This is a genomic window from Streptomyces bugieae (genome assembly GCF_036352915.1).
GTDB lineage: Bacteria > Actinomycetota > Actinomycetes > Streptomycetales > Streptomycetaceae > Streptomyces > Streptomyces endophytica.
Genome location: NZ_JAZBJP010000006.1, coordinates 12231 through 26014, shown reverse-complemented (window position 1 = coordinate 26014; position 13784 = coordinate 12231). Strand labels below are relative to the sequence as shown.

The window sequence follows — 13784 nt, the reverse complement described above, 5'->3', positions numbered from 1 at the left end:
CAGCCGCATGATCGGCCGGACACGCCCTAGGGTCCGTCTTCAAAGATCATCGGGTGTTGGATCATGGCGGGGTGATATGTCGTCATGAACTCACCGATCGGGAGTGGGAGTTACTCGCTCCGCTGATACCGCGGGCCGCCACGGGGCGGCCTCGCGTGGAGGACCGGCAGGTCATCAACGGTATGGTCTACAAGATCCGGACCGGTGTCTCCTGGCGCGACCTGCCAGAACGCTACGGATCATGGCAGACCGTCTACACCCGCTTCCGCCGCTACGCCCTCGACGGCGTGTTCACCCGAGCCCTGCAGACGATCCAGGCTCACGCGGACGCGGCCGGCGACATCGACTGGCTCGTCCAGATCGACTCCACCATCGTCCGCGCCCACCAGCACGCCGCTGCCACCGGCCGAAAAGGGGGCAGCACCAGCCGGACGAACCGGACGATCACGCCCTCGGCCGATCCCGAGGCGGACTGACCACCAAAATCCACCTCGCATGCGACGGCAAGGGCCGCCCGCTCGCGATCCTGCTCACGCCCGGCCAACGTCACGACAGCATCTGCGCACGCCCGCTACTCGAACGCATCCGCGTTCCCCGCACCTGGGCCGACCACGCTGCAGGCCCGACCAGGTCATCGCAGACAAGGCCCACAGCTCCCGCGGCTTCCGCACCTACCTGCGGAAACGCGGCATCGCGCACACCATCTCAGAGAAGACCGACCAGCGACGGCACCGGGTCAGGCGCGGTTGCCACGGCGGCCGACCGCCAGGGTTCGACCGGGACACTTACCGGCAACGCAACGTGATCGAGCGCTGCTTCAACCAGCTCAAGGGATTCCGCGGCATCGCCACCAGATACGAGAAGACCGCCACCTCCTACGAAGCAGCGGTCACCCTCACATCGTTCCTGATCTGGGCAAGATCCGTTTGAAGACGGACCCTAGTGCGTTCGAGTCCCCAAGGTCCAGCAGAGACTCAGACCGGGAGGAGGAGCCCACTACCGCGGCTCCTCCCATGTCTTCCAGGCTTAGGCAACTGTTGGCGGCCAGTGGTGCGCCTGCTGGAGGCCGCTTCCCGAACCTGACCGGAGGGGCCGTACGCTCACTGTCCCCTCCCAGCGCACCGGAGGTCCCTGGACGCCCATGAAAGCACCCACCTGGCATCCCGATTCCCCTGCCCAGGTCCGGCCGCAGTCGCGGCGCCATCGCAAGCCGTCTGCTGAAGTCGGGGCCACGGGCCTCGCCGCGGATGAAGCACGCTTCAACCACCTGCGCCCCCACACCCGATGTCGTCCCGGGCGCGCAATGCCCCGGGCCCACTCACGTGCATGCCCTCCTTTGACCAGCCTTCAGGTACCTCGTAAAATCAAGCCCGATCCGATATCAGAGTCCGCATGTAAAGAGGGTGGTGAAAGTGCTGCTGACGACAGGGCAGGCGGCCGAAGAGCTCGGCTGCGCCGTCACCACCTTCCGGCGCCTCGTGCACGCCGGGCTGCTGCCGGGCCTTGCCCGCCGGGGGGTGCGCGTCATGGTTCCGTTGGAAGTCGTTCAAGCCCTCCGCGCACGCCAGCCCGCCCCCCTGGACAGGCTGGACGCCAACGAGGTCGCCGTCTTGCGTGTCGACACGGCTCAGCCTGCAAACGATCCGGATCGGAGCTGGATCGGCTTCGCTGCCACCCTTGCTCCCAACGATCTCCTCAAGGCGCTGCGCGGCTGGTGGAGATGTGACGCGGCGAGCGTGGCCGCCGGGGGAGTGCTGCCGGTGACCCTGTCGGGCTATGTGGTTGCCGTCCTGACGGGCCTGGAACGCTGGGAGAAGAACACCAAGGGCCGTCACGCCTTTCCCGACGCTGTCCTGGCCGGCTACGTCACCGACCTCAATCACCCCACAAAGCACCTGACTGCCCCCGCAGCCCAGGACCGCGCCGTCGCCAACCTGCTCCTGGGCACCCGCCTTACCTCTCACTCCGGCGGGGCAATCGCCTACGTCGCTGCAGGCAACGCCGTCAACTAACCCACTGCCAAAGGGATCGCGATGGACAGCAAGACCTACACCGCTGCTCTCGCCGAGCTGCGCAGCCTGCGCGATGAGATCAAGAAGAAGCAGGCCGAGGTCGCCAAGCTCGAGGCGCAGCGTGCGCGCCGCATCTCCGCCCTGGCCGCCTACGAGAAGGCGAAGGCGGACCGCATCGCACCGGCATCCGGCCTGAGTCTCGCCGAAGTCGTCGCGATCGCCCCCATCCTGGCACCGGACAGCCTCACCGCCCCCGCCCAGACCCCGCCGCCCCCACCAGCCGCGGAAATCCACGCCCAGCCCGCCGAAGAACCTGTCGCACAGGCTCCTGCTGCGACTCCCGGTGCGGTCGCGCCGTCCATGACGGGCGCATCCCCGCAAGCGGCCTCCGCCACACAGGCGCCACCCAACACTGCGCCGACCGACACGCCTCCCGCCCCACCCCCTGCCGCTCCCGCGACCCCACCATCCCTACCGGAGTCGCCCCAGACCCCACGGTCCTTGCCGTCCCTGCCTGAAGGGGCCGAGGGCGACCGGTGGGTCGGCCACACCGCCAACCTGGCCTCGACCCGGCCGAACTTCACCCAGCAGGCCCGCTCGACAGCGTTCCTGGACACCGCCACCGGGATGCTGGTCTACCGCGACCAGACCCACCACCTCGATCTCGGCAGCCGGTCGGCGGCCGACATCCTGCAAGCCGTCCTCCACACCATCCCGGACGGTGTCGAGCGGATCTACATCACCGCGGGCGACCCCTGGCACCACGATGCCGGCCGTTACCCGTTCCTGCGCGACGCCGTCGCCGCCTGGTTGAACGCCCCCATCCCGGGGTGGCGCACCGACACCGGGCGCGGCAAGGACCGCATGGCCGGCCACTTCGTCCACGCACGACACCCCGTCGCCCGCTTCCAGCGCGAGGGCGGCGAGCAGCACGTCGAGATCCGCTCGGTGGGGGAGTGGTTCGAGACCGAGGGATCCGACCCCACCATCATCCGTGACGCCTTCGTCCTGCTGTGGAAAGCCCTACGATCCCACTGGCCCGACGCCGTCATCATGGGCTCCCCCTCCCAGACCGGCCGGGACCTGTGGACCCGCACCATCCCCGCCCGCGGCCAGTTCGCCGAGGGCTACCCCGTCCTGTCCGAAGAACTGCGCGGCCTCCTCCATGCCACTGCAGGCCAGGGCCGCACCGAACTGATCACGCCACCCGACGTCCCCGACCAGCTGCCGGCCCTGGTCGAATACGACCGCACCTTCGCCTACGCCAAGCACACCTGGAAATCCCCCGTCGGCACCCCCCGCCGCATCACCGCCGCCACCTTCGCCTCCTGGAGCAGCAAAGAGCAGACCAAAGCCCTCTTCGGCTGCGGCCACTGGCAGGTCCGCGTAACCGTCCCCGACGGCTGGAACCACGTCGGCATCCTGCCCGCCCCCGCCCCCGGCGAACGCGCCTGGCACTACCCCCGCACCCCCGGCACCACCTTCACCACCTGGGCCGGCGGCCCCGAGATCTACACCGCCCTGTCCAACCCCCTTACGCCCTGGAAGGTCGAAATCCTCGACGGCCTGCTCTGGGATGACGGCAAGCCCCTGGACGACTGGTCCAAAAAACTCAAAGAAGCCTGGGCCTCCCTCTCAGCCCAAGCCGCCCTCCACGGCGACCCCACCCACCGCCAAGCCGCCCACCTCGCCTCCCGCGCCGTGCGCTCCCTGCTCCTGTACGGCATCGGCTCCTTCGCCCAACGCCCCCGCACCGTCACCGGCACCACCCCCCGCACCGCCGAACGCGACATCCCCACCGACGCCGAAATCATCGGCTTCGACGACGACCACGTCACCTGGCAACGCCCCACCGGCTTCGCCCGCGACCCCAACGCCCACCCCGAATGGGCCGCCACCATCTGGTCCGGCGCCCGCGCCGCCCTGCTGTCCATGCGCATGCGCGACGACAACACCCACGTCGGCGCCCTCCACGCACCCCCCGGCACCGTCGTCGCCTTCCGCACCGACGCCATCTACCTCACCGCACCCCAGAACTGGCCCTACCACGGCCAACCCGGCGAATACCTCCACAAAGGCCACCTGCCCGGCCCCCTGCCCGCCCCCACCACCGAAGACGAACTCCTCACCCTGCGCGACGCCGGACGCCACGCCCACCGCACCCCCACCGACGGTGACACCTGATGCCACCCCAACACCACAACCCTCAAGCCGAGTTGAACGAAGCAGCCCAGCTCTCCGACCAACTCCGCGCCGCCGGCTACACCAAACGCGACATCGCCCACATCATCAACCGCGACCCCTCCCTCGTCTCCCAGTTCTACACACGCCACAAAGGCGCCGCCTTCGTCCCCGCACTCCGCCACGTCATCGCCGCCGTCCACGCCGGCATCACCGACCCAACCGAACTCGCCGCCCTCGCCGCCCCCCACATCACCCGCCGCACCACCGCCGCCGGCACCCGCGCCCGCGTCCGCACCAAAGCCGTCCTCATCACCCCCACCGGCACCGGCACCGGCCGCGCCGGAGCCCAAGCCATCGCCTCCGGCGCAGCCCGCCTCCGCCCCCTGATCGCCGAAGCCGCCCGCCAAAGGCTCCGCCTGGCCTTCACGGTGCGCATGCCCAAGAGCGGATTCACCCTGGCCTCCGGCAGCCGCGCGGACTCACCCGGCGTCCGCCGCGACGTCATCCAACGCGCCGACCACACCGAAGAACGCTCCTACGGCTCCGCCACCACCGGAGGCTTCGACGCCGTCGAATTCGCCCAGCGTGCAGACGCAGCAGGTGGGGACGTCACCGCTGCCGTCACACAATGGCTCCTGGAGACCGGCCGCATCCACCCCGGCGCCCACATCACCCACCTCGAGATCCGCACCTGGCGACCCCGCTAACACCCACGCAAGCGTATGAGCACCTCGGCCCCTTACCGGTTGCTCGGTTCGGCCCTGCCAGCCGTGCGTTTTGGCTACGGTGCCAACCGCGGCCTCGGGGAAGCGGACCGCAGCCGAAACAGGGGAGGCCCATGCTCAGCGAGACAGGCATCCTGCAAGCGGTGCGACGGCAATCGCCGAGCGTGGGGAAGCTCCGAAGATGGGCCTGCGAACCTGCGGTGAGATCACCTGGCACTCGCTCCTCGAGGGAACGGTCGTGCGATGCACACTTCCTCAGGGCCCCCTACCAGAGCACCACAGCAGTGCCCACCGCCGAGCGCACTCGGACCGCCGTGGGCCCCGATGGGTCCTGCTGCATTTCCCTCTACTTCGACCAACGTCCCGGCGCCATCCTCGACTCGCTTCGCGTCAACACCTTTGCCAGGACAATGCGCTTCTACCGCATGAGGCCGAGTTCGTCGTCGATGAGCTCCTCATCGCTCAACTCGACCATGAACTGATGGCCTTCTGGGTCCGTCATCATCACGGATGATAGATCGCTGGGGGAGTCGTGGACGAGCACGGCGCCCAGGGAAGTGAGCCGTTCGACCTCGTCGGCGAGTGTGCCGCATAGTGCCCCGACACTGAGGAACGGGCCGCCGCCCGGAACCGACTGGATCGGCGCTTGCGGGAAGTACAGGACCTGCGGCTCATTGCCTTCGACCATCTGCAGGTGAAGGCCGTCACTGCCGTCGATTACCGGGCGGAGCAGGACCTCGCCCCAGAACCGGGCGAGTGCTGCAGGATCCTGAGCTGGGATGGTGAGGCACCGTAAGTGAGTGGTCATCTACCGACGATATCCGCGCACGGGTGGTGGCAGCATCGTGCTACGTCGTCCCCCTCGGAAAGAAAGCCGCTGACAACTTCGGCCATCCGGGCCCCCGTTGTCAGTGCTCCCCCTTACCGTTTAGAGAGTGGATGCCGCACCTGCACCCTTAGACACCGGATTCGCACAGCGCATCAAAGCGCTGGCGTGCACAGCACCGCTGCACGACCTAGATGCCCGTAAGTCCTCAGTACAGACAGCCGACTTGAGCGCGTACCAGATGAGCGAGCTTGCACTGCACGCGATCGATCTGGTGACCCTCGCTATGGACTTCGACGCCGGCGCCTCTCCCGAGCGGACCGTTGAGGAACTGTCCCGGTACGCCGCCGAACAGGCACCGGACCGCTCTGCGGATGAGCACGAGCACGCTGCCGGATGGGTGCTTGAGAACCTGCTCAACGTGGGATCGGCTGATCGCGGCTTTCGCGCTGTCTACGGAATTACGGGCGTGGACGGCCACTACGAGCGGCGTGACTTCGACTTCAAGCTTCTGGAGGAGGTCCCCGGAGCCGACGGCGGGATCTACCTACGTGCTTCGAATGAGGCGGTCAACGTCCTGGTCGGCGCGCTGGAGGTCGATATCGAATCTGCGCAGATTGCCGCGGATGTGCGGCTCGAGACGCTGATTCGACGCGGTCGGCTGTCCGACGCCCAGTCTGCGGCTCAGGCCGCACGGTACCGGACGATTCAGTACGGCGAGATGCTGCGCCAGCGGCTCGAGGCGACCAGCCGCGACGTGCGCACTGTGGACTGGCTGACCGCCATGCCGATGTTCATCGAGGAGGCGCTTGAGCACATCGAGGCCCGTTGCCGGGCAGAGAATGCCATCCTGGTGAACATCACAGAGGCGCGGGACACAGCCGATACGCCGGTCCGCAAGCAGCAGGCCGCGACGCTCGTCGGGATCGTCCGTGATTGCCTGCGGCGCCACGAGCAACTTCAGGCAGCGCTGCAGAACGCGGGACGGCGCTTTCGGGCCGAGCAAGATCGGCAGACGTTCGCACCGCAGCCGACACGAGCCGACCTCGACCTGCACGCTCAACTGCTACAGCCCGCACTGGCCTTGCCCGTCCGCGACGCCGAGGGGGTGCTCGCTGCGTACTTCACGCGGGTGGCCGGCCTGAGCGTGCGCCCGGCCTTGCGACTGGTTGACCTGTTCACCTTGCTGGTGACCCCACCGGTGGTCCGGGAAGTGGTGGGGAGCGAGATCGAGGAACCGGAGCTGTCCGACGCCGCAGAACTGCCGGCTTTCCCGGACGAGTGCTACGAACACTTGGAATGGCTCCTGGACCTGGACGTGGAGGCCCCGCGACGCCTGTCCGGTCTGCTGGAGGAAGCTCGCGAACTGCACCCTGAGCTGCCGCTGCTCGTGGTGGTACGGGTTCTCGCACTCGCGGCGCAAGAGATCGGCCCCGCCATCCGGCACCGTGCGGCCTCGGTCCTCATCGCCGTTAATGACGATACTCCGCTGAGCGACCCTGAATTCGCCGGCGCCGACCTCATCGTTGCCCGGGCCAGTCTGTGCCATCCCGCCAGTCCTGGCGAGGACGGCGAAAGGGCAGCCATGGGTGCCCTTACCGCAGACCTCACCCCTGCCACGCCTGAGAGGGGAGCCGCATGAGCGCCTCAGATACCGCAGCCGAAGCCTCACGCCTGATCGGGTTCGGACTGCGGCCCAAACTCGTTCCTTCCCGCGACGAGGAATACCGGCGGCTCGTGCGGCGCTTCCGTGCCGACGACGAGTTCGCCGCCGTCACCGCCGCCGTTGCCCGTGGACTGGACCTGGTCATCCTCGAGGTCACCGAGCGCACAGGAGCGGTCGTCGCTTCTACTGAAGAGAGCGTGTTCGCCATCCGGATGTCCGACTACGCCCGCCGAACCGGCGGCGAGGGGAAAGCGCACGAGCGGGTGCTCCACGCCCTGGCTCACCTGGGTGCCGCCGCCCTTGCCTTCCCCCGGCCGGCCGATCTGGCCGACGAAAGCTACCTCGGCCGGATCACCGTAGAGGGAGTCGAGGCCTTCGTACGGCAGGCTGCAACGGCGCTCGCCGAGAGCGCGACGGCCGAAGGAGAGGACACCGACCCCTCCAGCGACCGGCCGGGGCTGGAGACGGTGTGGCGGGTCTATGCGCGCCGCGCCCGGACCGGAGCGACCGGTGACGGACGCAAACTTGCCAGCTCCACCACAGGCATCGTCAGCAAAGCAGTCGCCTTCCTCGCCGACCAAGGCCTGCTCGTACGCACCGGTGACGCACGGGGCGGTACCTACCGCACGACGCCGCGCTATCGGGCGCAGGTCCGGGAGGCCGGCGCAATCATGTTCGAGGAGCTTCTGGCACTCGGCATCACCGCAATCACCGACGGGACGGGCACGCTGGCCGCCGTCGAATGGGCACCCGACGACATTGCCAAGCTGTAGGGGACGGCTGTGTACGAACTCAACCGAGTGCGCATGTTCGGCGTCGGCCCACGGGGAGCCCGCTTCACCGACGTCACTTTGAACTTCGCCGATGTGGGAGCCCCCATCGGCGCAGGCACCTTGTTCGATGCACCGCCGCGCCGCCCCAGCCCCTACAGCCTGCTCCTACTGGAAAACGGCGGCGGCAAGAGTGTGCTGCTCAAACTGCTGTTCTCCGTGATCCTTCCCGGCAAACGCAACACCCTCGGCGGCGCGTCCGACGTGATAGAGAAATTCGTCGTGGGCGACGACGCCGGGCATGTCGTCCTGGAATGGATGCACGTCAAAACCGGTGAGCGGGTCGTCACGGGAAAGACCTACCAGTGGCGTCGCAAGAGCACCAGCGACGGCCGCAAGCTCAGCGAGGCATGGTGGTCACTGCGCCCCACCGCCGCCGTAGAGGTGGCCACGCTGCCGTTCACTGCCGACGGCCGCCGCTTAAGGCTGGGAGGCTTTCAGGAAGCGCTGGAGGAGATTGACCGCAGCCATCCAGCCACCCAGCTGGCCTGGATCGGCTCCCACCAGGGGGAGTGGCTCGAGCATCTGCGCAGCCTGCGCATCGAACCCGACCTGTTCGCCATCCAGCGACAGATGAACGCCGATGAAGGGGAGGCAGCCAGCGCGTTCAAGTTCAAGAGCAGCAAGGAGTTCGTCGACTGGCTGCTCACAGTCGTCATGGACCCGGCCGATGCGGTCAGCGTGGCGGAAAACTTCGATAGCTACGCAACCACCGTCGGCGATCGCTCGGCGATGTTGCTGGAGCGCGACTTCGCCGACGGCACCGTGGCCGCCCTACGCCCGGTCGGTACCGCATATTCCAAAACCATACAGGCGCGAGCGACGCTGGAGCACAGCCAGCAGGGCGTTCGGACATTCAGTGCTCAAGTTGCAGCCAGGCACGCTGCTGAGCAGGCTGCTGCCCGACGGCTGAGCACCGACTACGAAACCGCGGCAGCCAAAGCCAGTACGTCCGAGAGCGACCGTGACCGGACGCGTGATGTCGTCAACGAAATCCGTCGGCAGACGCTTGTTCTCGAACTCGCGGTCGCAGAGGAACAGCAGAACGCCGCCCGAGACGGGCTTGCTGCCACCGAGCTCGAGCTGGCTGGCTGGGCGGCGTGCGAGAGAGTCGAAGCACGCGATCAAGCAGCCGCTGATGCTCAGGCAGTGACGCAACAGATCACCGACGCCGAAGAGAACGCACGGCCCGCCCTGGCTGCACGCGACACGGCGGCAGCCCAACTCCTGGCGAAGTTGCATGACGAGGCAGCCAAGGACCGCACGCGAGCACAGCAGCACAATCAGGAGGCCGAAGAGCACAAGGTGGCCGCTGGCGAGGCGGACGAGCAGCGAACCACCGCGCTGCGCGCTGAAGAGAAGGCCCGCAGTGAGCAGAAGTCTGCCCTGGCTGAGGTCACAGAGACTGCCCGCGCAGTGGACCAGGCCGTCTCCGAGGGGTTCCTTTTGGTTGGCACTGACGTGCCAGCTGCCGCTGCGGAGGCGCGAAGGAACGCAACCAGGCTGCGTGAGGCGCTCACCGCGACGGAACGTGATGCTGCCGAGGTCGCCAGGGAGCTGAAGGCTGCCCAGGCTCGCGCGCGGAAGGCCGCCGAGGTACTGCTGGGCAAAGAGCGCGAGCGGGAGCCGCTGACACAGCAATTGCAGCATCTGACTACCCGGGCTTCCCGGCTCGCCGGGGACGAAGTTGTCCTCGCAGCCCTGGCGGTGGACAACCTCGACACCCAGGCCCTCGACGCGTCGGCCGAAGCACTCGCCCGTCAGCTTGCCGATGACATTGGCATTCGTGAGGAACGCCTGGACGGCCTGCGCGGCGCACAGAACAACGACCTCCGGTTGCTGACCGCCCTGGGTGACGGGGGCCTGCTACCAGCCAGACCCGAGACCGAGGCCGCTGTCGAGGTCCTGCGCGCTTCAGGCATTTCTGCCCACACCGGCTGGCGGTACCTGGCACAAAACGCCGCCGCCGACGAGCGTGCCCTACTCATCGCTGCACATCCCGAACTCGCAGACGGGGTTGTGCTTGTCGACGCCACGCAGCTGTCGCAAGCCCGTGCCGCCATCGAGGCAGCACAGCTACTGCCCACAGCCGCAATCGCCGTCGGCAGCGGCGTGCAGCTCCTCACCGCAGCCGAGCTGACCGGCACTCGCTTCGTCCTCGACACCAATCCGGCGATGTTCGACGAGGCAGCGGCCGAGGCCCGCCGAGCGGAGCTGAGAGAGGACATGGACCACCGCGGCCAGGACATCGAGACGCTCAACGTGGCGGTACGTCGCACCCGAGATGTTGCTGCGGAACTGGCTGCCTGGCGCAACGCCTGCCCAGCCGGTCGTCTCACCGACCTGACCGAGCAGGTCCTCGCTGCCGACGCCGCCGTCACCACAGCCCAGGCACAGACAACAGCAGCAACTACAGAAGTGGAATCGTGGGCAGAACGCGAGAACGGCTGCTCCATACGACTTAATGAACTACGTGCACAGGAGAGGGGCGTCGCGGACACCGCAGGCGTCCTCGAACGCCTCGCGGCACAAGTGGAGCGCTCTGCCGACGCGCAGCGAAGAGCGGGAGAGCTGGAGCAGGCCAGAGAATCAGCTCGCCGCACCGTAGACGAGGCGACGGCAGAGAGAGAAAAGCAGCTGGAGCAGGCCGAGGAGGCCGTGCGGAAGGCGGAAAACGCCCGCGACCGAGCCGAGCGCCACCTCGCCGCTGCAGCCGAAGTTGTCACCTCCAGCGGCGAGGTGGCTGCGGCCGTTCCAAGGGAAAGCCTGCTGGCTCTCCAGCAGGCTTACGCAGCAGCAGCCGACGTCTACCGAAGCCTTGAGGTCGGCCAGGACCTGCTGTCACAGGCAGACCAGGCCATGGCTGAGGCTGCCCGGCGCCGCACCGACGTCGAAAGCCTCACACCCGAAGTCATTACCGAAGCCGAACGACTGCTCACCACAGCAGCTGGCACCGATCGCGCCAGCCGGCAGGCCGCAATCGCCCAGGCAAATCGTGAGAAGCAGCGACTGACCACGGCCATCAGCACAGCGGTTGAACGCATCGGACAGCTCCGCAGTGAGCTGCGCGCCGCGAGCCCCGGCGCCGAACGTGACCGAAACGTGTGGATCGTTCTCCCCGAGACACGCCGCCCGACCTCCGTAGAGCAGGGACGCCAGCTCCTGGTGACCGCACAGGCCGAACATCGTGCCGCACAAGAAGCCCTGGAGACCGTGACACGGCACGCCACAGACCTGCAGCGCCAGGCCCAGCAGGCAAGTGAAGCCGCCCGTAGCTTCCGAGAAGTGCTCCAACCCATACAAGCGACCCTTGAGGACACATCCAGCTCACTGGCGGGGCCGTCCTCCGCCACGGAACCGGTCCCCAACACTGCCGAGCCCTACGAACAGTCGGTAGAGACCGCTCGCGAGCAATCCGACCGGCTGCGGCGCAATCTCCGTGAAGCCCGCGCCGCCGCACGTGCCGTCGACCATGAGCTAAACGACCTCATCGCTGCCGCAGTCCACTTCGTCAGCGGAACTCGCTTCGACACAATGACGAACGTTGCCCGACGGGCCATCATCAGCCTGGGACGCGAACAGCTGGGCGCCCGCGCCACAGAATTCGCCGAACAGCTTGCACAGCGGCTCGCCACGCTGAACGCCGACTTGGACCACGCCGGCAAGCACCGCAAACTCATCGTCGAGCGACTCGCCGCGCTCACGGACGGGGCGCTCAAAACCCTACGCACCGCATCACGGCTGTCGAAACTACCCTCCGGACTCGGAGACTGGGAGAACAAGGAGTTCCTCCGCATCCGCTTTACCGACCCCGACCCGAGCTTGCTCGCCGCCCGCATCGGCGAACTGGTCGACGACATCGCTGCCGCCACAGCGACCCGCCAGATCGGAACCCGCGGCAGTGCCCCAAAGCGCGACGGCATCACACTCCTGCTGCGCTCTGCCGAGGTAGCCGTCCCCAAAGGCTTCACCGTCGAAGTACTCAAGCCGGACTCTGTCCTGCGTGACGAGCGCGTCCCCGTCGAGCAGATGAACAGTGTGTTCTCCGGAGGACAAGAACTCACTGCCGCGATCATCCTGTACTGCACCATGGCAGCGTTGCGAGCTAACGAACGAGGCCAGATGCGCAACCGCCACTCCGGCGTACTGTTCCTCGACAACCCGATCGGCAAGGCAAGCGCGTCCTACCTCCTCGACCTGCAGCAAGGCGTGGCTTCAGCCCTGGGTGTGCAGCTGATCTACACCACTGGACTGTCCGACGACCGCGCCCTGGCAGCGTTCCCCCTGTGGATCCGGATGCGCAACGACGCCGACCTGCGGGCCGGACTCAAGCACATCCGAGTCGCCGACACCGTGCGCGCCCAACTGCCCGATCCATACGAGGACGAAGAATCCGGCCTCCCTGACAAAGCGCCAGGCACGGTCACTGCAACCCGTGTCTACCGTCGGCCCACGGAGACGCAGTGAATCCCTCGATATCAGGCGACGTCATGCTGTCGCCACGAGCTCTGAGGCTCGCCGCAGCGCTGGAAGAATGGCCGCGAAGAACTCTCACCCTCGCAGAACTGTGGACGATCTTCGCGATCGCCGACGCCGCCTCCGCAATGCGCCCCAGCCGCCGCACAGACCTCGCTGAGGCACTCGAAGCGCTCGCCGCCGTGGGCTTGATCAACCTCTCCCGTTCCCGGGACACGTCAGCAGCCCCCGCACTGCCGACTCGCGTGACGCTGCCAGCTCCGCAACCCTCGTCCACAGCAGCAGCACTGGCCCGCACGATCGCGTGGCGCCCCGAGCTTGCCTGGGCAGCCTCAGCTCGCCTCACGCTGGGACAGATAGGCGTCCTGCGCTCAATCAACGACTGGCTGCGTGACTGCGGCCGCGACGACGACGTTTCACCCTTGAGGGAACGTTCTCTCGAAGTCCTCGGACACGAGAAGCGCCTCGATACCCTGCTCGGAACCTCCCTGTTTGCACCAGGCCGGCTCACGCTTGAACTCCTACGCACCTTCCGCGCGCACCCACCCCTGCCGGCCCGCCGGACCGGAAAGGGCCCCGTCCTCTTCGTGGTGGAGAATGCCGACACCTTCGACACCCTCACTCGCGTGCTGACTGCCGACCCCGGCGATGTCGGCTGGGTGGCCTGGGGCGCAGGGGCGGCATTCGAGGCATCGGTTGCCTCAGTCCTCGACATGACAGAGGTACGGGCGATCGCATACTTCGGTGACATCGACGCCGATGGGCTCCGGATCCCAGCCAGTGCACACCGAAAGGCTGCGCAGCACAGGCTGCCTCCCGTACATCCGGCGACAGGCCTGTACCGGTTACTGCTCGACATAGGGGCGCCCCAGCCTGGCCAAGCGCCACTCGCCGTGGGGAAGGCCAATGATCTCGCCAGCTGGCTCCCCGAGCCCCTGGCAACGCGGGCAGCGTCCCTTCTCACCACCGGCTGTCGGCTTGCGCAAGAGGCAGTCGGTACGCGCGCTCTGCAGGCGCGCGTCGATACGAGTGAGTGGCGGGACGGCCTCGGATTCCCCAACTGAC

At 67.5% G+C, this 13784-nt stretch carries 8 protein-coding genes and 1 pseudogene; 8 read left to right on the top strand and 1 reads right to left on the bottom strand.

The annotated features are described in order from the left end of the window. Positions 1-74 precede the first annotated feature (74 nt). From V2J85_RS14235 to V2J85_RS14220, 4 genes and pseudogenes are all read left to right on the top strand, one after another. Positions 75-930: pseudogene (locus V2J85_RS14235) on the top strand (IS5 family transposase). Between the two features lie 476 nt (positions 931-1406). Then, positions 1407-2012 (top strand): helix-turn-helix domain-containing protein, encoded by a 606-nt coding sequence (locus V2J85_RS14230; protein WP_330821774.1) that lies wholly within the window; start codon positions 1407-1409, stop codon positions 2010-2012. Positions 2013-2033: 21 nt separating this feature from the next. Then, the gene (locus V2J85_RS14225; RefSeq protein ID WP_330821773.1) at positions 2034-4196 is read left to right on the top strand and encodes a hypothetical protein; all 2163 of its coding nucleotides are present in this window, start codon (positions 2034-2036) and stop codon (positions 4194-4196) included. Positions 4197-4228: 32 nt separating this feature from the next. Continuing rightward, entirely contained in the window at positions 4229-4903 is a 675-nt protein-coding gene (locus tag V2J85_RS14220) for a helix-turn-helix domain containing protein (protein WP_330821772.1), read from the top strand. 436 nt (positions 4904-5339) lie between these two features. Here V2J85_RS14220 and V2J85_RS14215 read toward each other — a convergent pair whose 3' ends face one another. Then, on the bottom strand, positions 5340-5729 hold the full coding sequence (locus V2J85_RS14215) for a VOC family protein (protein WP_330821771.1): 390 nt from the start codon (positions 5727-5729) through the stop codon (positions 5340-5342). 244 nt (positions 5730-5973) lie between these two features. Here V2J85_RS14215 and V2J85_RS14210 point away from each other — a divergent pair, with 244 nt between their 5' ends. From V2J85_RS14210 to V2J85_RS14195, 4 genes are read left to right on the top strand one after another with little or no spacing between them, the layout of a single operon-like run. After that, a complete protein-coding gene (locus V2J85_RS14210) occupies positions 5974-7389 on the top strand; it encodes a hypothetical protein (RefSeq protein WP_330821770.1) in 1416 nt (471 codons plus the stop codon). Then, the gene (locus tag V2J85_RS14205) at positions 7386-8186 is read left to right on the top strand and encodes a hypothetical protein (RefSeq protein ID WP_330821769.1); all 801 of its coding nucleotides are present in this window, start codon (positions 7386-7388) and stop codon (positions 8184-8186) included. Before V2J85_RS14210 ends, V2J85_RS14205 begins: the two co-directional genes overlap by 4 nt. A gap of 9 nt (positions 8187-8195) precedes the next feature. Next, positions 8196-12710, top strand: coding sequence for a coiled-coil domain-containing protein (locus tag V2J85_RS14200; protein ID WP_330821768.1), 4515 nt, complete (start codon positions 8196-8198; stop codon positions 12708-12710). Further along, positions 12707-13783, top strand: coding sequence for a Wadjet anti-phage system protein JetD domain-containing protein (locus V2J85_RS14195; RefSeq protein WP_330821767.1), 1077 nt, complete (start codon positions 12707-12709; stop codon positions 13781-13783). The genes V2J85_RS14200 and V2J85_RS14195 overlap by 4 nt, the downstream gene beginning before the upstream one ends. Position 13784: the final 1 nt, after the last annotated feature.

Coding starts and splice junctions, on each gene's coding strand:
- V2J85_RS14205 (WP_330821769.1), top strand. CDS start 7,386: ATGAGCGCCTCAGATACCGCAGCCGAAGCCTCACGCCTGATCGGGTTC.
- V2J85_RS14225 (WP_330821773.1), top strand. CDS start 2,034: ATGGACAGCAAGACCTACACCGCTGCTCTCGCCGAGCTGCGCAGCCTG.
- V2J85_RS14215 (WP_330821771.1), bottom strand. CDS start 5,729: ATGACCACTCACTTACGGTGCCTCACCATCCCAGCTCAGGATCCTGCA.